General features: G+C 39.2%; 21 protein-coding genes. 19 read left to right on the forward strand and 2 right to left on the reverse strand.

What is annotated here, in order from left to right; translation table 11 throughout:
* The first annotated feature begins 15 nt into the window (after positions 1-15).
* From cls to LI149_RS04735, 17 genes are all read left to right on the forward strand, one after another.
* Positions 16-1,575 carry a cardiolipin synthase gene (gene cls / locus LI149_RS04655; protein ID WP_215683865.1) on the forward strand — a complete coding sequence of 520 codons (1,560 nt, stop codon included), beginning with the start codon at positions 16-18 and terminating at the stop codon, positions 1,573-1,575.
* 198 nt (positions 1,576-1,773) lie between these two features.
* Positions 1,774-3,207: a phospholipase D family protein gene (locus LI149_RS04660; protein ID WP_227143019.1), complete on the forward strand. Its 1,434-nt coding sequence runs from the start codon at positions 1,774-1,776 to the stop codon at positions 3,205-3,207.
* Complete coding sequence (locus LI149_RS04665) at positions 3,186-3,896, forward strand: response regulator transcription factor (protein WP_003693048.1); 711 nt, start codon at positions 3,186-3,188, stop codon at positions 3,894-3,896. The genes LI149_RS04660 and LI149_RS04665 overlap by 22 nt, the downstream gene beginning before the upstream one ends.
* Positions 3,896-4,939, forward strand: a complete 1,044-nt coding sequence (locus LI149_RS04670) for a HAMP domain-containing sensor histidine kinase (protein WP_055195606.1) — start codon at positions 3,896-3,898, stop codon at positions 4,937-4,939. Before LI149_RS04665 ends, LI149_RS04670 begins: the two co-directional genes overlap by 1 nt.
* Positions 4,940-4,972: 33 nt before the next feature.
* Positions 4,973-6,037: an FUSC family protein gene (locus LI149_RS04675; RefSeq protein ID WP_005335448.1), complete on the forward strand. Its 1,065-nt coding sequence runs from the start codon at positions 4,973-4,975 to the stop codon at positions 6,035-6,037.
* Positions 6,027-6,599 carry a CDP-alcohol phosphatidyltransferase family protein gene (locus LI149_RS04680; RefSeq protein ID WP_227078492.1) on the forward strand — a complete coding sequence of 191 codons (573 nt, stop codon included), beginning with the start codon at positions 6,027-6,029 and terminating at the stop codon, positions 6,597-6,599. The genes LI149_RS04675 and LI149_RS04680 overlap by 11 nt, the downstream gene beginning before the upstream one ends.
* 295 nt (positions 6,600-6,894) lie before the next feature.
* Positions 6,895-8,787: a fructose-1,6-bisphosphatase gene (locus LI149_RS04685; protein ID WP_227078493.1), complete on the forward strand. Its 1,893-nt coding sequence runs from the start codon at positions 6,895-6,897 to the stop codon at positions 8,785-8,787.
* A 196-nt stretch (positions 8,788-8,983) separates the two neighbouring features.
* Complete coding sequence (locus LI149_RS04690; protein ID WP_005335465.1) at positions 8,984-9,520, forward strand: hypothetical protein; 537 nt, start codon at positions 8,984-8,986, stop codon at positions 9,518-9,520.
* The gene (locus LI149_RS04695) at positions 9,517-10,161 is read left to right on the forward strand and encodes a lysoplasmalogenase (protein ID WP_173785635.1); all 645 of its coding nucleotides are present in this window, start codon (positions 9,517-9,519) and stop codon (positions 10,159-10,161) included. Before LI149_RS04690 ends, LI149_RS04695 begins: the two co-directional genes overlap by 4 nt.
* 501 nt (positions 10,162-10,662) lie before the next feature.
* A complete protein-coding gene (locus LI149_RS04700; protein ID WP_029732125.1) occupies positions 10,663-11,556 on the forward strand; it encodes a DMT family transporter in 894 nt (297 codons plus the stop codon).
* A 38-nt stretch (positions 11,557-11,594) separates the two neighbouring features.
* Positions 11,595-12,041 carry a D-aminoacyl-tRNA deacylase gene (gene dtd, locus LI149_RS04705; protein ID WP_005340750.1) on the forward strand — a complete coding sequence of 149 codons (447 nt, stop codon included), beginning with the start codon at positions 11,595-11,597 and terminating at the stop codon, positions 12,039-12,041.
* A 459-nt stretch (positions 12,042-12,500) separates the two neighbouring features.
* Entirely contained in the window at positions 12,501-13,007 is a 507-nt protein-coding gene (locus tag LI149_RS04710) for a MarR family winged helix-turn-helix transcriptional regulator (protein ID WP_005340748.1), read from the forward strand.
* A 55-nt stretch (positions 13,008-13,062) separates the two neighbouring features.
* Positions 13,063-15,294 carry an ABC transporter ATP-binding protein gene (locus LI149_RS04715; RefSeq protein ID WP_227143020.1) on the forward strand — a complete coding sequence of 744 codons (2,232 nt, stop codon included), beginning with the start codon at positions 13,063-13,065 and terminating at the stop codon, positions 15,292-15,294.
* Position 15,295: 1 nt separating this feature from the next.
* Positions 15,296-17,113: an ABC transporter ATP-binding protein gene (locus LI149_RS04720; RefSeq protein ID WP_005335481.1), complete on the forward strand. Its 1,818-nt coding sequence runs from the start codon at positions 15,296-15,298 to the stop codon at positions 17,111-17,113.
* 156 nt (positions 17,114-17,269) lie between these two features.
* Positions 17,270-18,232, forward strand: coding sequence for a C39 family peptidase (locus LI149_RS04725; protein ID WP_227078497.1), 963 nt, complete (start codon positions 17,270-17,272; stop codon positions 18,230-18,232).
* Between the two features lie 159 nt (positions 18,233-18,391).
* On the forward strand, positions 18,392-19,846 hold the full coding sequence (locus tag LI149_RS04730; RefSeq protein ID WP_117494592.1) for a citrate/2-methylcitrate synthase: 1,455 nt from the start codon (positions 18,392-18,394) through the stop codon (positions 19,844-19,846).
* 28 nt (positions 19,847-19,874) lie between these two features.
* Positions 19,875-20,489, forward strand: coding sequence for an HD domain-containing protein (locus LI149_RS04735; RefSeq protein ID WP_227143021.1), 615 nt, complete (start codon positions 19,875-19,877; stop codon positions 20,487-20,489).
* A 91-nt stretch (positions 20,490-20,580) separates the two neighbouring features.
* On the opposite strand, the gene LI149_RS04740 is transcribed toward LI149_RS04735, so the two are convergent.
* On the reverse strand, positions 20,581-21,225 hold the full coding sequence (locus LI149_RS04740; protein ID WP_173785630.1) for a YkgJ family cysteine cluster protein: 645 nt from the start codon (positions 21,223-21,225) through the stop codon (positions 20,581-20,583).
* A gap of 200 nt (positions 21,226-21,425) precedes the next feature.
* Between LI149_RS04740 and LI149_RS04745 the strand changes: the two genes are divergently transcribed.
* Both LI149_RS04745 and LI149_RS04750 read left to right on the forward strand, forming a co-directional pair.
* Positions 21,426-21,734, forward strand: a complete 309-nt coding sequence (locus LI149_RS04745; protein WP_005335489.1) for a YerC/YecD family TrpR-related protein — start codon at positions 21,426-21,428, stop codon at positions 21,732-21,734.
* Positions 21,735-21,983: 249 nt separating this feature from the next.
* Positions 21,984-23,303: a hypothetical protein gene (locus tag LI149_RS04750; protein WP_227143022.1), complete on the forward strand. Its 1,320-nt coding sequence runs from the start codon at positions 21,984-21,986 to the stop codon at positions 23,301-23,303.
* Positions 23,304-23,313: 10 nt separating this feature from the next.
* Here LI149_RS04750 and LI149_RS04755 read toward each other — a convergent pair whose 3' ends face one another.
* The gene (locus LI149_RS04755; protein ID WP_227078502.1) at positions 23,314-23,928 is read right to left on the reverse strand and encodes a DUF1836 domain-containing protein; all 615 of its coding nucleotides are present in this window, start codon (positions 23,926-23,928) and stop codon (positions 23,314-23,316) included.
* Positions 23,929-23,945: the final 17 nt, after the last annotated feature.

Below are 23,945 nucleotides of genomic sequence, written 5' to 3' on the forward strand. Positions count from 1 at the left end.
GAAGGTGGAATATATATGAAACAAGATACTTTCGAGGGCAAAGCAAAAACAAAAAATGGGGTAAAACGGCTGTGTTTTTCCATAATCTGCATTCTTCTGGAAGTGATTTTTATTATTACTATCGTAACACGCTTGAATGAATATGCAGAAATCATAAATTTATTTACAAGGATTTTGAGTGGGATCTTGGTTTTGGGATTGTACGCATCAAATAAGACATCCTCTATGAAAATGCCTTGGGTCATCTTAATTCTAATTTTCCCAATTATGGGTGTAGGCCTGTATTTGTTGATTGGTTTGAATGGTGGCACACATAAAATGCGTGAGAGATATGCAGAAATTGATAGCAAATTGTTACCAATGCTTCCAGACAGTCAGGAGTGTTTGAGCAAAATAAAAGAAACAATTCCGAAAGCAGGAAATATAGCAAGTTACATACAAAGAAATTCGCAGTATCCAATCTATCAGAATACGGATATTGTGTATTTTGATGAAGCAGTGAAAGGATTAGAGGCACAGCTTAAGGATTTGGAGAAAGCACAGAAGTTTATCTTTATGGAATATCATGCGATAGAAGACGCTGAAGCATGGCATAAGATTCAAGATGTTCTGGAAGAGCGAGTAAAAGCAGGTGTGGAAGTTAGAGTATTCTACGATGATATGGGTTCTATTGGCTTTATTAACACAGATTTTGTGAAAAAGATGGAGGCAATAGGAATTCATTGCCGTGTATTCAATCCGTTTGTGCCAGGTTTAAATCTGTTTTTGAACAATCGTGATCATAGAAAAATAACAGTTATTGATGGAAAAGTCGGATTTACAGGTGGATATAATCTAGCAAACGAATATTTTAATTACACACACCCGTATGGACAGTGGAAAGATACAGGTATTCGTTTAGAAGGAGATGCTGTTCAGTCGCTTACGGTGACATTTTTGGAAATGTGGAATGCAGTAAGTGATAAGGATGCTAATGATTCTGATTTTAGTAAATACCTTTTCTACTATGATTATGCGGCACAGCAAACTGGGTTTGTTCAACCTTATGCAGACAGCCCTATGGATAATGAGCAAGTAGGAGAAGAAGTTTATATCAGTATGATAAATAAAGCTGAAAAATATTGTTGGTTTATGACTCCATATCTAATCATAACAGATGAAATGACGCATGCGTTATGTCTGGCTGCTAAGCGAGGGGTAGACGTAAGAATTATCACACCTGGTATCCCTGATAAAAAATTCATTTATAATATAACTCGTTCTTTTTATCATGGATTAGTTAAACATGGTGTTCGTGTTTATGAGTGGACTCCTGGTTTCTGTCATGCAAAAATGAGTGTGGCAGATGACTGTATGGCAACTTGTGGAACAATTAATCTGGATTATCGAAGTTTATATCACCATTTTGAAAACGGCTGTTTTATGGCAGATTGTCAGGCAGTTGTGGAAATAAAAAATGATCTGATAAGAACGATGGGAGAATGTCGTGATGTGACAGACCAATATCAAACCGGACGAAGTGCATATTTGCGACTGGGACAATTATTTATGAGATTATTTGCTGGATTGCTATAAGAATCTGATGAAACGACCTTTCAAAAAACAGTTGATTTAGAAGTTAACTGTTTTTGAAAGGCCGTTTTTGCTATATCTAACAGTCTGTTGTACAAAGAAGATTTTGCATGGATGAAAAAAATAAATTTTGTTGAGGTTAAATTGAGATTGACTTTGTATTGTATAAGTATGAAATAAAAAGGAATCAGGTGATGTACAATGAAAAAGCATAAAATATGTAAAATCCTTCTTGTTATACTGGCAATTTTTTTATGTGTGGCTTTTTATGAATTGCTCGGAATCTGCGTTGCATATAAAAAGCAGCCGGAAGTGTCCAATACAACCAAAAAAGAAACAAAAAATGGGTCATGGAACGAATGCAGTGAAAATACAGAACGGGCAGTAATTATAGAAAAGAATCCAGAAGCGCTTTTACAAAGAGTGCGTTTGATCAAGAATGCAAAAAAGGAAATTATTCTTTCTACTTTTGCATTTCAATCCGATGAAAGTGGAAAATTGATTTTAGGAGCACTGCATGATGCGGCAGACAGAGGTGTACATATTCGTCTGTTAGTAGATGGAATGGAGAGCTGGATTGATATGGAAGGAAATCCGTATTTCTATGGATTATCTTCCCATGAGAATGGTGAAATTAAACTGTATAATAAGGCCAATCCGTTGAAACCGTGGAAAATGATGGGTAGAATGCATGATAAATATTTGATTGCAGATGGAAAGAGATATATTCTTGGGGGAAGAAATACATACAATTATTTCCTGGGTGATTTTCCGGGACATAAGAACTATGACAGAGACGTGTTAGTGGTTTGCGATGAACCTGAGAAAGAAAATTCAGTTAACCAGTTGTCAGAGTATTTTGAAACCATATGGAATCAGGAAGACAGTGGTTATTTTCATAACAATAAAAGACTGGCAAATAGAAAATCTGTAAAGAACGCAGTTTTAGAGCTGCAGAACAGCTATCAGAAATATTTTGAAGAGAATAAGGAAAGAATCTGCGAGACCGATTACACGGACGAAACTTTTGAGACAGAAAAGATTGCATTAGTGTCAAATCCTATCCACACAGGTCCCAAGGAACCAGTAGTCTGGTATTATCTGGGAGAACTAATGAAAAATGCAAAAGAGCGCGTGAAAATTCATACACCATATATTATCTGCAATGATATGATGTATAATACATGGAAAGAGATTGCGGAGAGAGTTCCGGATTTTTCTATCATGACCAATTCGGTTGCCAACAATGGAAATCCGTTTGGTTCTGCTGATTATGCGAGAAACAGAAACAGAATTTTAAATACAGGAATTGATATCTGGGAGTATGAAGGCGGCTATTCTTACCACGGAAAAAGTATTCTGATTGACGATGATCTGTCTGTAATCGGTTCCTTTAATATGGACATGAGAAGTGCATATCTGGATACGGAACTGATGCTTGTAATACGCAGTAAAGATATTAATAAACAGTTGGAAGAGGGCATGATGGAATATGAAAAAGTGTCCCGCCAGATATTAGAAGGCGGAACTTATAATGATCCATATCATGTAGAGCCAATCGAATTAACAAAGAAACGTCAGAGAAAAATATTTTTGGTACAGCATCTGCTTGGATGGGCAAGGTATCTGTTTTAATAAGGAGGAAGGAAAACGTGTTTCAAATATTGATTGTAGAAGATGATAAAGAATTAAGCCAGCTATTCCAAAAAGTGCTTGAGAAGAATGGATATCAAGTCAAAAGTGCATCGGATGGAGCACAGGCATTAGAAGTATTGGATAAGGAATATATTGATCTGATCATTTCCGATATTATGATGCCGGTTATGGATGGTTATGAACTGGTGTCGGAACTCCGTTCAGCAGGATATCAGATACCGGTACTTATGATCACTGCGAAAGGTTCCTTTGATGATATGCGCCAGGGATTTCTTTCGGGAAGTGACGATTATATGGTAAAACCGGTAAATGTGAATGAAATGGTTTTAAGAGTCGGAGCACTGCTTCGCCGTGCACAGATACTGAATGAACACAAAATTGTGATCGGTTCAACAGAGTTTGATTATGATGCAATGACGGTTACAACTGATAAGGAAAGTCTTGTTTTGCCTAAAAAAGAATTCCTGCTTTTATATAAGCTTGCAGCTTCGCCAGGCAGAACATTTACAAAACAACAGTTGATGGATGAAGTATGGGGATACGAGACGGAGGCAGACCCACATACGATAGAGGTACATATAGGAAGAATCAGAGAGCGTTTTAAAGATAACCCTGATTTTGAAATCGTAACAATGCGTGGAATTGGATACAAGGTGGTGAAAAAATAATGGAACAAAAGAAAGAAAAAGGATTGCGGATCCGATCCTGTCTGACTGGTGCAATCTGGCTGGCACTTGTATTTTCAACAGTCATATCTGCTTTATTATTTGCTTTTTTGAATCATTTTTTTAATCTGCCGGGCAGCATACCTGTGCTTGGCTGGCTTTTGATTTTCAATACATTGATTGCAGGGCTGATCACTTCCTTTATTAATGCAAAGTTACTGGAACCAATTACCAGACTTAGTAAAGCAATGAAGGAAGTTTCTCGGGGAGATTTTGAACAGCATTTGGAAACGAACAGCCGTATAGCAGAAGTTGGAGAATCTTATCAAAGTTTTAACGTTATGACAAAAGAACTTCGTGCAACAGAGGTGCTGCAGATGGATTTTGTATCTAATGTTTCTCATGAGTTTAAGACCCCGATTAATGCCATTGAAGGATATACAATGCTGCTTCAGGGAGAAGAACTGTCTCCGGATCAAGAGGAATATGTAGAAAAAATCTTATTTAACACCCAAAGACTTTCCGGATTGGTTGGTAATATTTTGCTGTTATCCAAGTTAGAGAATCAGAATATACCAATGAAAAAAACAGAATATCGTCTGGATGAACAGATCCGCCAAGCATTTCTTTCATTGGAAACAAAATGGACAGAAAAAGAAATTGGTTTTCAGGTAGAATTGGAGGAAGTTAAATATACTGGGAATGAAGGACTTTTTATGCATATCTGGATAAATCTTTTGGATAATGCGATTAAGTTCAGCCCTTCAAAGGGGACAATTACGATGTTTCTGAAACAAGAACAGGATTCTGTTAAGTTCATTCTGGAAGATGAAGGACCAGGAATAGAGGATGATGTAAAATCCAGAATATTTGACAAGTTCTATCAGGTAGACGGATCTCATAAAGCAGAAGGAAATGGCCTAGGTCTTGCACTTGTAAAACGGATTGTAGATAGTGCCGGAGGAACAATCAAAGCAGAAAACCGTGAATATGGTGGATGCAGATTTGTTATAGAGCTGCCAAAGCAGAAAGATGAGATTATATAGTTTTAAGATAAATTAGAAGATGGGAGAATTTATATGACATTTTATCAGGAGTTGCAGTTAAATCAGACAGGTTCTAAAAACCTGTTGAAAAAGAGTGAAACACTAAAAGAAAAATTATATCATATGTGGGTATATCTGGTGAAGATAGCTGTTACAATGGCATTTTGTTTTTTCTTTGTTAGTATTTTCAGCATCCTATTTGGAAATGAGAACAGCATTGTAGGTGTAGTAGTCTTATTATGTCTCATGGTGTTTCGAAATGCGGATCTGGGGATCCACACCGGACAATCTACGATACTTTTGGCTTTGTTCTTTGTAATTATGACTGTATGTCCGCATTTAGCAAATCAGTTTTCACCGGTATTGGGAATGCTGTTAAATATTGCGGCACTGGCTGTGTTGATTCTGTTCGGATGCCATAATCCATTCATGTTTAATCAATCTACATTGGTTCTTGGGTATCTGCTGCTATATGGTTATGATGTTACGGGAAAAAGCTATCAGATGCGATTAGTCGGAATGGCTTTAGGTGCAGCACTTACCTGCTTCGTATTTTATCGAAATCATAAAAACAGAACTTATAAAAGAAATCTGAAAGATCTGATACAAGAATTTGATATCACTTCTTCCAGAACAAAATGGCAGATATGTCAGATTTTATGCGTACCGATTGTCCTTTGCATTGCAGAACTTTGTAATATGCCACGTGCAATGTGGGCTGGTATTGCGGCCATGTCCACGATTTTGCCGTTTATGGAAGATATGCACTACAGAGTCCGTAAAAGGATTGTCGGAAATATTGCAGGTGTTATATGTTTTACAGTATTATATTTTCTGCTTCCTTCGTCAATCTATGCATATATAGGAATTCTTGGTGGAATCGGTGTAGGATTTTCAGCACAATATGGCTGGCAGGCAGTATTTAACACATTTGGTGCTTTAGCCATTGCTGCAGAGACTTATGGACTACAAGGAGCGGTTAGTCTTAGAGTGATTCAAAATGTTTTTGGTGTTGTGTTTGCTTTAGCATTTTGTGTTATATTTTATTGGTTTATGTCTAAAAAAAAGGAAAGTGAGGTGACCGTACATGCAGAGTGAAGTGAATCAGGAAGAAAATTTGAATAGAATTATTACGGTTCCTAATCTTCTTTCTTTTTTTCGGCTTTGTCTGATTCCGGTAATTATATGGAGTTATTGTGTAAAGAAAAATCCTCTGTTAGCTGGTGAAATCTTATTGCTGTCTGGTCTTACGGATCTTGCTGATGGATATATCGCAAGAAGATTCCATAGGATTAGTAATTTAGGAAAAATACTTGATCCGGTGGCTGATAAGCTGACACAGGCAGCGATGTTAATCTGTCTGTTTACTCGTTTTCCGCATGTGCTTCTTTTAATCGTAATAATGGCAGGTAAGGAGCTGTATATGGTAGTCAGTGGATGTATTGTGATACGAAAGACAGGAAAAGTACATGGTGCAGACTGGCATGGAAAGATAGTAACCTTTTTATTATATGGAACTGCAGCGGTGCATATTATATGGTTCCACATTACACCGATGGTATCAGATCTGTTGATTGGTTTGTGCGCTATAATGATGGTCATATCGGTCGCTCTGTATATTATCCAGAATACCAGGACTCTTAAGGGAGAGACTGTATAAGCAATTTTATATTGCAATGACTAGAAAAATATTTAGGAGAAGATAGATATAAACAGTAAGTCAAACACACAAACTATGGAGTCTTTAGTCGGATTAATAAAATTTTAGATAGAAAATATAGCAAGAATGCCTCTTCCTCTACAGGTGGGAGCAAGTTACTTGATTGTGGATTTAGGAGAGCCGGGAAACCGACTCTCTTTTTGGGAGTATAGTTGCACTGGTGTGGAAAAAAATGTATACTTGTAACAGAAGCGGGAAAGCAATAATTGAGATAATATGGAAGGACAACAATTTTATGAATGACGAGAGATATCTGGAATTATTAGCGGAGAAATATCCGACAGAACAGGCTGTCAGCAGGGAAATTATCAACCTGACGGCAATATTAAGTCTGCCAAAAGGAACAGAACATTTTATGAGCGATCTTCATGGCGAATATGAAGCGTTCTGCCATATTTTAAATAACTGTTCCGGTGTTATCCGGGAAAAAGTAGACCTGCTGTTCGGTGAGACACTTTCTGATTTTGACCGCGAGGAAATCTGTACATTGATCTATTATCCGGTGGAGAAGCTGGAACTTGTGCGGAAAGAAGGAAAGAATAATGAGGAGTGGTATCGTGCAACACTTGGAAAACTGATTGATATTGCGCGGCTTCTTTCTTCAAAATACACACGTTCTAAAGTTCGTAAGGCAATGCCGAAAGAGTATGCATATATTTTAGATGAGCTGATTCATGTACAGAAAGATGAAGATGATAATCAGGTAGTTTATCACAGAAATATTCTAGATACGCTTCTGGAACTTGACAATGCAGATGAATTTATTGAAGTGCTGGCAGGACTGATCAAACGTCTTGCAGTGGATCATTTACATATTGTGGGAGATATATTTGATCGTGGTGCATGTGCAGACCGGATCATGGATCTTCTGATGCAATATCACTCTCTGGATATTGAGTGGGGGAACCATGATATTCTCTGGATGGGAGCGGCAGCGGGAAGCAAGGCATGCATTGCAACGGTTGTCCGAAATAACCTGAAATATAATAATACGAAGATTCTTGAGAATAGTTATGGAATCAGTCTGCGGAATCTGGCTCTTTTTGCAGAAAAGATATATCCGAGCGAGGAACCAATGAAAGCTGCATTAAAAGCGATTTCTGTCATGCTTTTTAAGTTGGAAGGACAGGTAATCTTAAGAAATCCGGATTACAATATGACAGACAAGCTGCTTCTTCACAAAGTAAATGTGGAAAAGCAGACAGTAGAAATTGATGGAACTGAACATGCAATTAAAAAAGAGGCATTTCCGACAGTGAATTTTGATTCGGGCGATATAGAAGATATTTATCAGTTGTCTGAGGAAGAAGAACAGGTGATGGAAGGGCTTCGTATGGCATTTGTGAACAGCATACGTCTCAGACAGCATATTGAATTTCTGTATCAGAAGGGAAGTATGTATCGCATTTTTAATGGGAATCTGCTCTATCATGGCTGTGTGCCATTAGATGAAAGTGGTAATCTGGAAGGCGTTGCATTTGGCAAGAAGAGATATCATGGAAGAGAGTATCTGGATTACGCGGAGAGAATTGCCAGACGGGCGTGGTCAAAAGATGCCAGACAAAAAGACCGTGATTTTATGTGGTATCTCTGGTGTGGAAGAAAATCCCCTCTTTCCGGAAGAAATATTAAGACATTTGAGCGGACTTATGTACTGGATGAAAATACGTGGGTTGAACAATCAAATCCATATTATAAATTCTATCATGAGGAGAAAGTCTGTAATATGATTCTTCATGAATTTGGATTGTATTCCGAGAGCTCTCATATTATCAATGGACATACGCCAGTCAGAACATCAAAGGGAGAACATCCGGTACGGGCCAATGGGAAACTGCTTGTCATTGATGGAGGCTTCTGTAAGAGTTATCATAAGACGACTGGAATAGCAGGATATACGTTAATATTTAACTCGCATGGAATCCGAATCAAATCCCATCAGCCATTTCAGAGTGTCTATGCGGCTTTGACAGAGAATAAGGATATCGAATCCAAATCAGAACTGGTGGAGACAGAGAGTGAACGACTGATGGTGCGCAATACGGATATTGGTGCGAAAATCAAAGAGGATATTGAAGGATTAAAGATGTTACTGCGTGCTTACCGAAGTGGAGATTTTGATGTATAGAGAGTTGAAACACAGATTGGAAATATAGATTCAAAATATAGAGGACAGTATCTTATTGTAAGTCATGATTTGACAAAAGTAGTTGGCGTGAGATAGAATAAGAAACAGAATGTAGAGGCATTCTTGAATTCGCCAGAACGGTGAAATATAACAGCAGAGTCCCATGAAGATTTGAGAATGGAGGCGGAGTGGAGTAATGAAGGAAAAGATTATACAGGGCGGTATTGTGAACGGCGTTAAGATGCTGGTATGTCCGACTTGGGAAGAGGATTTTCAGACTGAGATCCATAAGACCGGAGGCTGTCTTAGAATCAGCATGAATTATTCGGCTGTAGATGTTTCTTATTGGAAAGAATTGGAAGAGATAGCTGAGAGATACGGATATGATCTGGATGAGGAAGCCAAAGAGATTATAAATGAATATGTAAAAAAATATGAACAGTTCGATGATATGATCTGGATGAGTGGAGAGACTGAAATTGGGTTCGAGACTTTTTGTCGGGCACTTGCAAAAAAAGCAGGGATATCACCGCGTCAGGCAAAAGAATATGTTGTGTCAAATCTGCATAATCTGGAGCATGAAGAAGCAGTAGATGCATTGCTTCTGGCTTTGCAGATCATAAAATCAGAAAATGGACTGGAAGGGACACAGTGGAACAAACCGACCTGTGATTTTCTGAAGAAGGAATTTGAAAAGATGCTCGGACTAAACGACGGGCAGGCAAACGCATGATACACCAGATAGCAGCAACGCTGCTACTTATGATAGTATTTGGAACTTTATATGGTGCCCTTCGGGATCGCTACCCGAAGGGTTCTTTAGTATTTAAAGCGTCAGCAACCTGTATGACGGTCTGGAATTGTGGAAGCGGTCTGGCAGCGGGAAAACAGGGATTTTCAGACTGGATGATATTTGTCGGTCTTTTGTTCTGCGTATTTGCAGATGTGCTTTTAGAATTGGAATTTTTATGGGGAGTCGTTACATTTGGTATTGCACATTTTTGTTTTATTGCAGGAATTTACAGGATAGAAGGGATTCAAATTGGCAGTATTCTGGGAATACTTGGAATCTACGGCGTGTTTCTTATGATTTTTCATAAAGGATTGCCGAAACTTGGGAAATTAAAGATTCCTGTACTTCTCTATGCAGCGGTCTTAAGTTCTATGGTATCTATGGCAGTTAGTGCAGCGGTTATTGTACCAGGAAGAAGTAGATATTTTCTGGCAGCAGGCGCCTGTGCATTTCTTATATCAGATAGCCTGATTGCAGTAAGAACTATTGAGAAAAAGCAGAGTCTTCTGATGGGTGCTGTGTTACTCATATTGTATTATGGTGCAGTTTATATGATGGGGATGTCAGTTTATATGTGCTAATCCTTGCAGTAACAATGTTGGAGAATTTTTGAATAATTAGAATGATATAAATTATTAAGAGCGCTTCATCAATTTTTTTGTTTTGATGAAGCGCTCTTAATTTATCTCTTCTGAGTACATTGGACTATACCTTTCGGTTGATAACCTGTCCTTTCTTTTATTATGGGGTGTTTCTTTTATGTTCCTGGTGGTTTATCCTCCTTTCGGATTTCTAGTTTTTTTATTTTTAATTTCTTCTTTTGTTTGACTATAATATATCACTTAATAATGAAAATGTCAATATAAAAATTGAAAATAATAAAAATAAAATCGCAATGTCAGATAATAGCGAAATTCAGATTGAAAAAATAGATTTCATTAATGGGAATAAGACATTGAAACAAGAATGTCGAGGTTATTATTGAAGAGATAAATAAAATACGAAAAGGTCAATAGAAGAATTTATGCAATATTTATAGAAAATATGCTATAATAATTTGAATTGCGCAAGGAGGAAGAGAGATGAAACCAAAGAATGCAGTTATGTTGTTACTGACTTCTCTGATTTGGGGAACCGCATTTGTTGCACAAAGCGTAGGAATGGACTTTCTTGAACCATTTACATTTAACGGAGTGCGAAGCTTTATTGGAGGAGTGACGCTTTTGCCGTGTATCTGGTTGTTGGAAAAGATGAATGGGAAGCCGGAAGTGGACGGAACAAGAAAAGATCTGATTCAGGGAGGAATTGCCTGTGGTCTGCTTTTATTTGCAGCAAGCAGCCTCCAACAGATGGGGATTCAGTACACAACAGCAGGAAAGGCAGGATTTATTACCGCATTTTATATTGTGTTTGTTCCGGTTCTTGGGATATTTCTAAAGAAAGCAGCAGGTTGGAAAGTGTGGATGTCAGTATTTCTGGCACTGATAGGGCTGTATTTCTTATGTATTAAAGAAGGATTTTCAATTGGCAAGGGCGACATTATGATTTTTGCCTGTGCATTGGTTTTTGCAGTACATATTCTGGTGATTGATTATTATTCACCAAAAGTAGATGGTGTGAAAATGTCATGTATCCAGTTCTTTGTGTGTGGAATTGCATCACTGCCGTTTATGTTCCTGACAGAAACGCCGCAAATTGGAAATATATTAGATGCCCGGATGCCGATTTTATATGCGGGAGTCATGTCCTGTGGGGTGGCATATACATTACAAATCCTCGGACAGAAGCATGCGAATCCGGCGATTGCATCACTGCTTTTAAGTATGGAATCTTGTTTTTCTGTACTTTCTGGCTGGATAATATTAGGAGAAACACTGTCAGCGAGAGAAGGAATAGGCTGTGTGTTGATGTTTGTGGCAATTATACTTGCACAGCTTCCGGACAAGAGAGAAAAATTAAAAAATGGGCAGGCATAAAAGGATTATGTAAATACAAAAGACAGGAGAGAGAGAAAATGAGATTCGTAATTCAGAGAGTGTTAGAAAGTGAAGTAAAGGTAGACGGAGAGAGCCTTGGGAAAATTGGGAAAGGATTTATGGTTTTGATCGGAGTCAGCAATGATGATACAAAAGAAGTGGCTGACAAGATGGTAAAGAAAATGTTAGGACTTCGTATTTTTGAAGATGAACAGGGAAAAACCAATCTGTCACTGGATGCGGTAGGAGGAGAACTTCTTCTCATCTCTCAGTTTACATTATATGCAAACTGCAAGAGAGGAAACCGGCCAAGCTTCATCGAAGCCGGAGCACCGGATATGGCCTCGGAAATGTATGAATACATTATTGAAAAATGCAAGGAACAGGTAGAGGTTGTAGAAAGAGGAAGATTCGGAGCGGATATGAAAGTCAGTCTTATTAATGACGGACCATTTACAATCGTGTTAGATTCTGAAACTTTATAAGATTTAATCCTTGAATGGCAACAGGGCCGGGATGCAGTACATTTGTAATTATGTATTGTGTTCCGGTCCTGTTAATATATCAGCTGGGAGATGAATCCTGGATATGATCCCATCATGGATAATTATAAAAAAATAATAAATCCTATTGACATTTACATTCAAAGTGATTATTCTAACCGTTAGGCATTTAATAATTAGTCGTCTAATTATTAAAAAATGAATTGATTTTACAAAATAAGTTCAAAACAATTCAAGTCGAACGTCCGTGAGACTTGGCGCGTGATTCTGGTCAGAGAAGCTGACATATTCCTATCAGAATCACTGCGCATCCTCGCGGAGCGTTTATCTCAGTCGGAGACCTAACTCCCACTGAGACAAATTTGCTATTACTCACCTTGAAGAGGTGGGAGTATTCTCGACTGAGATAAAAAGAACTTTGAATTGGGAGGTGAGAAAACTGTGAATGATAAATGGATGGAATCTGGATTTATGTTGATTCAGCAGGTGGCGCATCTTGCTAAATACCAGACTTTGAAAGAGATGGAATCCTGCGGATTAAAACCAAATCAGGCAGGAATATTGGTTGTGTTGCGAAGTGAAGGCGGATTATCCCAAAAAGAGCTTGCTAAGCGCATGGGAGTGACGCCACCGTCTATGACAGCGGCGCTGAAAAAAATGGAAAAACAAGGATATGTTCTGCGGGAGCAGGATGAGAAAGACCAGCGGATTACGAGGATTCGAATATCTGATCAGGGAATTGAGTGTCTGAATGGACTTCAGCATATGATGCGAAATCTGGAGAAAAGGCTGTATGAAGGTATTTCTGCAGAAGAACGGCAGGAAATGAAGGAGACGCTTTTAAAAATGAGAGAAAATGTGCTCAGGTACAAAGAGTTTCAAGGAATGGATATGTGTGAGATCATGGAGAAGACCAGACCGCCGAAAATGCCGGAAAAATCGATTTAATAGAAAAGAAAAATTTCATTTATTATAGTAATAACGAGAAAGGATAAGACAGCTTATGAGAAAATTATTTCAGTTTTTAAAGCCATATGCACCACGGGTACTTCTGATATTATGTGTCCTTGTCGTGCAGGCTTACTGTGATCTGTCTCTGCCGACCTATACTTCGAATATTGTAAATGTAGGAATTCAGCAGAGCGGTATCGATGAGGAAATTCCGGAGAATATTTCTGAAGAAGAAATGAACCGGCTGCTATTGTTTGTGTCGGAGGACGACAGGCAGGATATTCAGGATGCATATGAAAAAAGTAGTGAAAGCTTTGATTACGATGGAGAAGTGCTGACATTGAAAGATTCAGTGAAATCAGATAATGAAAAGCTTGATGCACTTACAGAAGAGATGAAACTTCCGATGATGCTGACTGCCGGATTTGAGAATGGCAGTGATACAACAAAGCAGATGGAAGGGCAGTTAAAAGAGCAGATGAGCCAGGTGCCGGGAATCGAGAAGATGTCTGTGTTTGACATATTTGGCATGATGGATGATACGCAGAGAGCAGCAATTGTTGATAAGATTACGGAGCAGATGGATAAGATGCCGGATTCGATTCTGGATCAGGCAGCAATTTCTTATGTGAAATCCACGTACGAACAGATTGGTCTGGATACCGGACATATGAGTACGGTGTATATTTTAAAAACAGGTGCAAAGATGCTGGGACTTGCAGCACTTGGCATGGCAGCAAGTATTCTTGCCTGTCTTATGGCATCAAGAGTTGGAGCTAAGGTCGGACGTGGACTCAGACGTGATACCTTCCGCAAAGTCATTGGATTTTCTAACGCAGAGTTTGACAAATTCTCGACCGCATCATTAATTACAAGAAGTACCAATGATATTCAGCAGATTCAGCTTCTGACAGTCATGATTCTTCGTATGGTGCTGTATGCGCCGATCATGGCAATCGGAGGAATTTTGAAAGTATCTAAGACAAATGTGGATATGTTCTGGATCATAGGCCTGGCAGTGCTGCTTATTGTTATGGTTGTGGCAGTGCTTTTCATTGTAGTTATGCCGAAATTCAAAATCGTACAGAACATGGTAGATAAACTGAATCTGGTCAGCCGAGAGATTCTGACCGGACTTCCGGTTATCCGTGCGTTCCATACAGAGAAACATGAGGAAGAACGTTTTGACAAGGCAAATAAAGATCTGACAAAACTGAACTTATTTGTCAACCGTGCCATGACATTTATGATGCCGACTATGATGCTTGTGATGAATGGGATTACCGTTCTGATTGTGTGGGTCGGTGGACACAGTATTAATGACGGAGCAATGCAGGTCGGAGATATGATGGCATTTATCCAGTATGCAATGCAAATTATTATGTCATTCCTTATGATCTGTATGATTTCGGTTATGCTTCCAAGAGCAGCAGTTTCTGCAGAGCGTGTGGATAAAGTCTTGAAGAGCGAGACAAAAATCCATGATCCAAAGGAGCCAAAGACACTTCCTAAAAACGGCAAAGGCGAAGTTGCATTTGAACATGTATCCTTCCACTATCCGGGAGCAGAAGAAGATGTACTGCATGACATTACATTTACCGCAAAACCGGGAGAAACGACAGCATTTATCGGAAGTACCGGATGTGGTAAATCTACACTGGTCAACCTGATTCCGCGATTCTATGATGTGACAGAAGGAAAGATTACGATTGACGGACAGGATGTAAGAGATCTGACACAGCATGAACTTCGTGATAAACTGGGATATGTTCCACAGAAAGGAGTGCTGTTCTCAGGAAATATTGCTTCTAATATTATGTTCGGTAATCCGGCTGGAAGTGAGCAGGAGATGACAGAGGCGGCTCAGATTGCACAGGCTGTCGAATTTATCGACACGAAGCCGGAACGCTACAAGAGCCCGATCTCACAGGGAGGTGCCAATGTTTCCGGTGGACAAAAGCAGAGACTTTCCATCGCGAGAGCCATAGCAAAACACCCGGATGTATACATTTTTGATGACAGCTTTTCTGCACTGGATTACAAGACAGATACAGTTCTAAGAAGCGCATTAAAAGAAAAGACAACAGACAGTGTCGTTCTGATCGTGGCCCAAAGAATCAGTACAATTCTTCATGCAGAGCAGATCATTGTTTTGGATGACGGTAAGATCGTTGGAAAAGGAACGCATGAAGAGCTTCTGAAAACTTGTGATGCCTACTATCAGATTGCAGCGTCCCAGTTGTCGGAGAGTGAATTAAAAGAAGCAATGAAGGAGGAAGACTAATATGCCAAGAGGACGTATGGGTGGCAGACACGGTATGAGCACCGAAAAAGCCAAAGATTTTAAAGGTACCATGAAGAAGCTTATGGGATATCTTACACAGTATAAGATAGGTCTTCTCCTTGTAGTGATATTTGCAATAGGAAGTACTATATTTAATATTGCAGGACCGAAGATTCTTGGAAAAGCAACAACAGAACTATTTCATGGACTGATAAGTAAAGTTTCCGGTGGAAGTGGAATTGATTTTGATAAGATCGCAAAGATTCTCATCGGACTGATGTGCCTGTATGTGTGCAGTGCATTGTTCTCATTTATCCAGGGATACATTATGACAGGAGTTTCCCAGAAACTGACTTACAGAATGAGAAAAGAGATTTCGGAAAAGATTGACAGACTTCCGATGGGATATTTTGACAAGATGACACATGGTGAGATTCTTTCACGAATTACAAATGATGTGGATACTTTAAGCCAGAGTCTGAACCAAAGTGCGACACAGGTTATTACTTCTGTTGCGACAATCATTGGAGTACTGGTCATGATGCTCAGCATCAGTCCGCTTATGACAGTGATTGCAATTTTAATCCTTCCACTTTCCATGGGGCTGATCGGAATGATCGTGAAGCGTTCCCAGAGATATTTCAAGGAACAGCAGGAGTATCTTGGATATGTTAATGGACAGGTAGAAGAGGTCTATGGCGGACATAATATTGTAAAGGCATTTAATAAAGAAGACGATGTCATAGATGAATTTGACAGAGATAATGACAGACTGTATCGTTCTGCATGGAAATCACAGTTCTTATCCGGAATGATGATGCCGATCATGCAGTTCGTTGGAAACCTGGGATATGTTGCAGTTGTAATTCTTGGTGGTTATCTGGCAATTAAGAAGACTATTGAAGTCGGAGATATCCAGTCATTTATCCAGTATGTGAGAAATTTTACACAGCCGATCCAGCAGGTGGCACAGGTGGCAAATATGCTCCAGTCTACAGCGGCCGCTTCTGAGAGAGTGTTTGAGTTCTTAGAAGAGCCGGAAGAAGAGGCAGCACCAGAAAATCCGGTTGTATTAAAGAATCCAGAAGGAGCTGTAGAATTTGAGCATGTTCATTTTGGCTACAATCCGGAGCATACAATTATTCATGATTTCAGTGTAAAAGTAGAACCTGGACAGAAAATTGCAATTGTAGGACCGACCGGAGCCGGCAAGACAACGATGGTAAAATTACTGATGCGTTTTTATGATGTGTCAGGTGGTTCCATCAAGGTAGATGGACATGATATCCGCGAGTTTGACAGAGGAGAACTGCGTCGTATGTTTGGTATGGTACTTCAGGATACATGGCTGTTCAAAGGAAGTATTGAAGACAATATCCGTTATGGCAAATTGGATGCTACACATGAAGATGTGGTGAAAGCAGCGGATGCAGCTTATGCACACCGGTTTATCCAGACTCTGCCGGGTGGATATGGTATGGAGCTGAATGAAGAGGCAAGTAATGTATCCCAGGGACAGAAACAGCTTCTGACGATTGCAAGAGCGATTCTTGCAGATCCGAAGATTTTGATCTTAGATGAGGCTACAAGTTCGGTCGATACACGTACTGAGGTGCGTATTCAGAAAGCAATGGATAACCTGATGAAAGGGCGCACAAGCTTTATTATCGCGCACCGTCTGTCTACGATTCGTGACGCAGATCTGATCCTGGTCATGAAAGAGGGAGATATCGTGGAGATGGGCAGACATGAAGAACTACTTGCGAAAAATGGATTCTATGCGGATCTGTATAATTCACAGTTTGAACAGACTGCTTAAAAAGGAATTTTGAAACATGAATGTGGAGCCGGGAAGGCTGTCAGATTAAGGGCAGTTTCCTGGCTTCATTTAAATTAAGTATTTTATAAGATTTCTATGGTTGTGCGAAGGACGGATTTTATAGTATAATGTAAATTCGTAAGGAGCTAAAGAGAAATGTTAGAAGAAAAACCAGAATATAAAAAACGAAAAAAATATACGAAAAGACGTCAGCAAGTTATCAGACAGTTATTCTTTATAGGAGTGGCAGTCGTTGTTGTTATCATCGGTTGTGCAACATGGGCATTAAAGTCTGATAATATGGCAAGAAAGACTGATATACAGGCAAAGACATCTCAGACCGGCAGAAAAACGGATGCAGCAAAGACATCGGTTGAGAATGGGGTACAGGCAAACAGTGAAGCTGTGAAAGAGAAGACAGATGATAAGGATACATCAGATACGACTAAGAAGACAGAGACGGCAGAGGAGCGAATTGCAAGGGTAAGACAGGAAGCAGTTACGGCAGGATACCCGGAGAAGGTCATTGAACTTCTGGATAAGAATCCGGAGACGGTACAGTTTGTGGAAGATTATGGAAAGAAGAAAGATCAGGCACCGGCTGCAACTGTGGAAGCAGAAGATGGTTATTCCGGTATGTTTCCGGAGATCCTCCAATGGGATGAAAGATGGGGATATTCTCCATACGGAACGAGTATTATTGCAGTAAGCGGTTGCGGTCCAACTTGTGTTTCTATGCTGGTCGTAGGGCTTACCGGAGATAAGACAGTGACTCCTTCAGTAGTTGCTGATTACGCAACACAGAACCATTATGTAGATGAGAATAATGATACGACCTGGGCATTTATGACATCAGGCGTGGAACATTGGGGACTGACGTGCCGTGAGAGTAATGGGAATGAGAGCGAGATCGCAAAAGAACTGGAGGCAGGGCACCCGGTCATCTGCAGTATGCGTCCGGGAGACTTTACAGATATCGGACATTTTATCATATTGACATCTTATAATAATGGAAATGTCACGATCTGTGATCCATTCAGCCTTGAAAATTCCAAGAAAAGCTGGAATTATTCCCAGATCAGTTCCCAGATCAAAGCAGTTTGGGTATATTCAAAATAATTCATAAAAATTCATAAAAATTCATAAAAATACAGCCTCTAAATAAAAGTAGAGGTTGTATTTTTTTAGAAAATGGGTTACAATTGTTTAAATGTATACAATAACACAATATAAAAAGACATCCCAAAGATACGGGAGGGCGCAAGGAGGGACCCTGGAATGAGTAATAATGAGGTCATGAAATTAGAAGAAGATAAAGATTTAAAAGGAGAATTTAAGGAGCTTTGCAAAGCCCTTCGTAATAACCATAGAATTAATCCCAATCTTTATGTAGAATATGATGTAAAGCGTGGACTGCGTGATTCAGCTGGAAAAGGAGTCCTGACAGGACTGACTGAAGTTTCAGATGTAACAGGATATAATCTGATCAACGGACGTAATATTCCGGCAGAGGGACGTCTTTATTATCAGGGAATTAATGTTAATGATATTGTAGACAGTCTGAAAGACAGAAAATTTGGATTTGAGGAGACTGTATATCTGTTGATGTTCGGACATTTACCAAATAAGACAGAACTGGAACATTTCCTGGATGTAATGTTTGAATTACAGGAGCTGTCCGGACGATTTGTCCGTGATGTTGTTATGAAAGCTTCTAATGAGAATATTATGAATGCGATGCAGCGTTGTGTATTGACACTGTATTCTTATGATGAGAATCCGGACGATATTTCTCCGGAAAATGTACTTCGTCAGGCACTTGAGCTGATTGCAAAACTGCCACTTATTGCCGTATATTCTTATCATTCATATAGACATTTCCGTAAAGATGAGATGCTCTTTATCCGTAACCCGGAGAAGGGATTGTCATTGGCAGAGAATATCCTTCTGATGCTCAGACCAAAGGGAGAATATACAGAACTTGAGGCAAAGGTACTGGATATTGCGCTTGTACTTCACGCAGAGCATGGCGGTGGTAACAATTCCACGTTTACAACGCATGTAGTAACATCTTCAGGAACAGATACTTACTCTTCAGTAGCAGCTTCTATCGGTTCTCTGAAAGGACCTAGACATGGTGGTGCGAATCTGAAAGTTCAGAATATGTTTGATGATATTAAAGCTCATGTGAAAAACTGGGGAAATGAAGAAGAAGTGGGTGCTTATTTACACAAGATTTTGAATAAAGAAGCATTTGACCATTCCGGACTGATCTATGGTATGGGACATGCGGTTTATACATTGTCTGATCCAAGAGAGGTAATCTTGAAGAGATTTGCCAAAGCTCTTGCAGAAGAAAAAGGACGAATGAAAGAGTTTGCTCTCTATGAGCTGGTAGAGAGTCTTGCAGGTAAGATGATCAAAGAGCAGAGAAATCTTCAGAAAAATGTCTGCGCAAATGTAGACTTTTACAGTGGATTTGTGTATTCTATGCTTGGTATTCCACAAGAACTCTTTACGCCAATCTTTGCAATTGCCAGAATGCCGGGATGGAGCGCACACCGACTGGAAGAGTTGACAAATGCGAACAAAATTATCCGTCCGGCTTACAAATATGTGGGACATCATACAGAATTTGAGACAATGGAAGAGCGCAGCGCAGAGAAGATTACAGATGAAGATGTAAAAGAAGAGCCGGAAAAGTGTAAGAAAGAAGAAAAAGGGAAAAAATAAAAAACATATAGATACAGGAGCATGGAATATGGAAGAGAAGCAGGAAAAGAGCAGAATAGACAGACAATTTGATTTTATCCGGGAGATTGATAAGGAAAAGTTTATTACAAGACAGACTTTTTTATCAGATGCAAAGCGGCGTGAAAACGATGCGGAGCATGCATGGCATATGGCAATCATGACGTTGCTTTTAAGTGAGTATGCCAATGAGGAGATTGATGTTCTTCGGGTTCTCAGTATGCTTCTTATCCATGATCTTGTAGAGATTGATGCCGGAGATACTTATGCATATGATGAGGAAGGAAAGCAAACTCAGAGAGTACGGGAAGTAAAGGCAGCAGACCGGATCTACGGAATCCTGCCGGAAGATCAGGGGGAAAAGCTTCGTGAACTTTGGGAAGAATTCGAGGAGGCTCAAACGCCGGAAGCTAAGTTCGCCCACGTGATGGATAATGTTCAGCCGGCGATGCTGAATGATTATACAGAAGGAAAAGACTGGGTTGCCAAGGGTGTGCGGTTAAGCCAGATACTGGAACGCAATGCACATACAGCAGAAGGTTCACAAAAACTGTGGGATTATGCATATACAAACTTTATTGAGCCAAATGTAAAAACCGGTAAGATTAAAGATGATACAAAGTAGATAGATTAGAATATAAACAATCATAAATGCCATACAGACTGACAGATATCTGGAATCAGGATATTTATAGTCTGTAGGGCATTCTTGTTTATCATTTTGAAAGCCGCTGATAGAACTGCTCATAAAAATCCACATCTTCTATGTAGGGGAGAAGATAAAAAGTCTGAAGTATCTGAATACTGAGTGCCTTTATCTTTTCACTGTCTTCGGATGTCATAGCATAGTTTTGTAACGGTTTGAGATAGTAGTGCCAATCGGATACAAATTTTTCGTGCCTTGAAAAATCCGGCTCATCAATCCATTTACGGACTTTGATCTTTGCCTTGCCGGGTTTTGGACATTCGTGAGTCTGGAGAAAATATGAAAAAGAATCATTTTCATAGTAACGCCCCAGTGGAAAAAGCCGGCAGAATCCCGGACGGAAAGGGTGTATGCTGCAACGGCCATTTTTATTCAAATACGTGCAGGAATCGGTATTTACATTCATTTTAAGGTGAGGCAGGATCAGTCCGTCTACGACACCAAGTTCCAGGGAAGAAGCAAGAAGAGCCGCAGGCGTGGTCTTAAGACCCGTGCATAACCGGTACATATCATACGGGTCCAGAACAATAGAATCTCCCATGCCCTGACAGCAGGAAGCACACCCCTGACAGCCCATACAATCAGCTTTTACCATATCGTTGGCAGTATATAGTCTACCGTCTGAAATTTCATTTAAATCAATATCTCTTAACATATTTAAGTCCTCGTTATTTTATTATCATAGGCATTCATGAAATTAAAACTGCCTGGATTTATTATAATAAAAATATTGAGATAATGTAAAGGAAAAACAGTGTTTTTGTACCTTTCGAAAGGAAATGTATGGACTTTAAAAATTTACTGTGTTAAAATGTAACAATGATGAGATATGAAAACAAAGGAGTGTAAATATATATGAGTAAGAAGATCAGAACGGAGGCGGTTGACTATCTTTTTAGCGCCATCTTAAGTCTGGAGAATAAGGAAGAATGTTATACATTTTTTGAGGATATCTGTACGATCAATGAGCTGTTATCGTTGTCTCAGAGATTTGAAGTTGCAAAGATGTTAAGAGAGCACAAGACTTATCTGGAGATCGCAGATAAGACAGGAGCTTCCACAGCAACGATCAGCCGTGTGAATCGTTCATTAAACTATGGCAATGATGGATATGATATGGTATTTGAACGAATTGGCATGGGAAGTGAAGAAGAAAATAAATAAGAAGAAAAAATTCAGATAGAATAATGAGAATGATATCAGGGACTGTTTCGGAAAAGAAACAGTCCCTTTGTTTAAAAAGAATAAAGGATATATTCTGGATAAAATATATGTATTGCACAAAAAACAGTGATTTTAATTAGGAATAATTAATAAGAAATGTACGAATATAAGAAGTGTGAAAAGGGCAGTTAGCCATATCAGAAAAAGTGTGGTATCATATTATGGAACAAAGCAGAAGGAGGTCGGAATGTGGGGAAAAAGATAGCAATTATCGCGACCGATTTTTTGGAACAATTCATAAAGGATATGATTACTGAGTTGGATATGGGGTTTCAGTATCACGTCTTTACATATGAAAAATTCGAAGATATTAAGGATATTTATAAAAAAATCGGACCGGAATATGATGGGATTTTAGCAAGCGGAAGTTTTCCGGCACATATGATTCATCTTTACTATCCGGAAGAGAAGCGTCCGATTGGATGTTTTAACACCGATGACACAGCCATGTATCGTCTGCTACTGAAGCTTTTGCAGCAGAATCGAAAGCTTGATTTTAGAAGAGTATATGCAGATATCATGGAATTGTTTGGTGGTAATCTGACGGCATTTGTAGAAGGACGGGAGACAATGCCGGATCTTACCATTCTTTCTAATGAGACATTTACATTGGAAAGGATGCAGAAACTGGAAGAAGAACAGTATGAGAAACATCTGAATCTGTGGAAAGAAGGAAAGACAGATCTTTCAATTACACGTTTTTCAAGCATTGTAAAGAGATTAAAAGAGCAAGGAGTCAATGTATATTTTCCTTATCCGGGACAACAGTATGTACAAAATGTCTGTGAGAGACTGCTCAGTGATATTGAAAAACGGGAACTGGAAGAACGCCAGCCATGTGTCATTGTAGTTCGTCTGTTAGGACAGGAGAATTCAGTTAGTTATTTGCGAGAGCTGGATTCTAATTACATTCGGTTGGAAAGCATGATGATGGAAATGTTTGGAAATGGTATCACAGAATTTTCACTTCACAGATATCATTATGGAATGGAGATTCTTGCAACCAAAAAAGATGTTCTTAAAATAACGGAGGATCTGTCAAGAGATGGATTGTTTGCAGAACTTAAGAAACGAAAGACCGGCTGGAACTTTTGTATTGGCTATGGTTTTGGAGCAGGAATCGCCCAGGCAAGATTGAATGCGTTGAATGCATGCCATGAGGCAGAACTAAAAAAGAATACGAGCTATGTAGTAACAGAAAAGGAAGAACTGATCGGCCCTCTTGGAGTGGAGGCAACTGAGACATTTATGGTTGATAATCAGTCTTACCGGGATATTCAGTCAAAACTATCACCGATCACGGTCAGCAAAGTTATGTCTGCCTTGGAGTCATCTGCAGAAAAAGAGATTACAGCACAGGAACTTGCGTTCAGGTTAGGAGTTACCAAAAGAAGTGCGAACCGTTTTCTGTCAACATTAGAGCGTGAAGAAATATTGAAAGTTGCATACAAAAAGAGAACTACTTCCAGAGGAAGACCGGAGAGTGTATTTGTGCGAAAAGAAAAGTAGCCGATGATGGCTACTTTTTTTTGTGTACTGGTTCTGGTAATTCATCAATAATCCTTTCAATCAGAGCTTTCTTTGCATATACATCAAAGCTAAGAGAAGAAATTAGAGAAAATAACTGCAGATATTCCCGGTCACTGTCAGAGAGACCTTCCATATCTTTGAAAGTATTCTGAGAAGTCTCGTATGCTTCGCGGACTTCATCTTTTAAATTCTGAATCTGGCTCTTTGCTGTGTCGCAGACTTCTTCGTAGATAGATGCAATATCGACAGCACTGTCTGTATCAAAATACTTTTCCGTAATTGGAGTAAGAATCGTCTCAATATCCTTGATGGACAGGATCGTTTTAAAATAATAGATAAAAATCATGACAACCACATGTTCTTTGGAATACTTCTTCTTAACCGGTGGTGGGAGAAGGTTGTTCTTTGCATAATTATTGATCATTGTCTTTGTCAGAATCTTATCATCATCGTACCGCTTACTGGAGCTTAACTGTTCGTCCATAAAGCTGGTCACCTGGTCCATATATAATTCAATATTCGGTATATCCTCAGAGCGTACATAATCCATATTGGAAATACCTTCTAACATGCTGTCCAGTAGTTCATCCATATTAATCTTCATAATTGTCACCTCAATAT

It is taken from the genome of Dorea sp. 210702-DFI.3.17, assembly GCF_020560825.1.
GTDB classification, from domain to species: Bacteria; Bacillota; Clostridia; order Lachnospirales; family Lachnospiraceae; genus Dorea; species Dorea formicigenerans.

Excerpts from the sequence above, each read along its gene's own strand:
- LI149_RS04660 (WP_227143019.1), top strand. The coding sequence starts at position 1,774 with ATGAAAAAGCATAAAATATGTAAAATCCTTCTTGTTATACTGGCAATT.
- LI149_RS04685 (WP_227078493.1), top strand. The coding sequence starts at position 6,895 with ATGAATGACGAGAGATATCTGGAATTATTAGCGGAGAAATATCCGACA.
- LI149_RS04670 (WP_055195606.1), top strand. The coding sequence starts at position 3,896 with ATGGAACAAAAGAAAGAAAAAGGATTGCGGATCCGATCCTGTCTGACT.
- LI149_RS04720 (WP_005335481.1), top strand. The coding sequence starts at position 15,296 with ATGCCAAGAGGACGTATGGGTGGCAGACACGGTATGAGCACCGAAAAA.
- LI149_RS04755 (WP_227078502.1), bottom strand. The coding sequence starts at position 23,928 with ATGAAGATTAATATGGATGAACTACTGGACAGCATGTTAGAAGGTATT.
- LI149_RS04715 (WP_227143020.1), top strand. The coding sequence starts at position 13,063 with ATGAGAAAATTATTTCAGTTTTTAAAGCCATATGCACCACGGGTACTT.
- LI149_RS04695 (WP_173785635.1), top strand. The coding sequence starts at position 9,517 with ATGATACACCAGATAGCAGCAACGCTGCTACTTATGATAGTATTTGGA.
- LI149_RS04665 (WP_003693048.1), top strand. The coding sequence starts at position 3,186 with ATGGGCAAGGTATCTGTTTTAATAAGGAGGAAGGAAAACGTGTTTCAA.
- LI149_RS04675 (WP_005335448.1), top strand. The coding sequence starts at position 4,973 with ATGACATTTTATCAGGAGTTGCAGTTAAATCAGACAGGTTCTAAAAAC.
- LI149_RS04680 (WP_227078492.1), top strand. The coding sequence starts at position 6,027 with ATGCAGAGTGAAGTGAATCAGGAAGAAAATTTGAATAGAATTATTACG.
- cls (WP_215683865.1), top strand. The coding sequence starts at position 16 with ATGAAACAAGATACTTTCGAGGGCAAAGCAAAAACAAAAAATGGGGTA.
- LI149_RS04690 (WP_005335465.1), top strand. The coding sequence starts at position 8,984 with ATGAAGGAAAAGATTATACAGGGCGGTATTGTGAACGGCGTTAAGATG.
- LI149_RS04745 (WP_005335489.1), top strand. The coding sequence starts at position 21,426 with ATGAGTAAGAAGATCAGAACGGAGGCGGTTGACTATCTTTTTAGCGCC.
- LI149_RS04725 (WP_227078497.1), top strand. The coding sequence starts at position 17,270 with ATGTTAGAAGAAAAACCAGAATATAAAAAACGAAAAAAATATACGAAA.
- LI149_RS04735 (WP_227143021.1), top strand. The coding sequence starts at position 19,875 with ATGGAAGAGAAGCAGGAAAAGAGCAGAATAGACAGACAATTTGATTTT.
- LI149_RS04700 (WP_029732125.1), top strand. The coding sequence starts at position 10,663 with ATGAAACCAAAGAATGCAGTTATGTTGTTACTGACTTCTCTGATTTGG.
- LI149_RS04740 (WP_173785630.1), bottom strand. The coding sequence starts at position 21,225 with ATGTTAAGAGATATTGATTTAAATGAAATTTCAGACGGTAGACTATAT.
- LI149_RS04730 (WP_117494592.1), top strand. The coding sequence starts at position 18,392 with ATGAGTAATAATGAGGTCATGAAATTAGAAGAAGATAAAGATTTAAAA.
- dtd (WP_005340750.1), top strand. The coding sequence starts at position 11,595 with ATGAGATTCGTAATTCAGAGAGTGTTAGAAAGTGAAGTAAAGGTAGAC.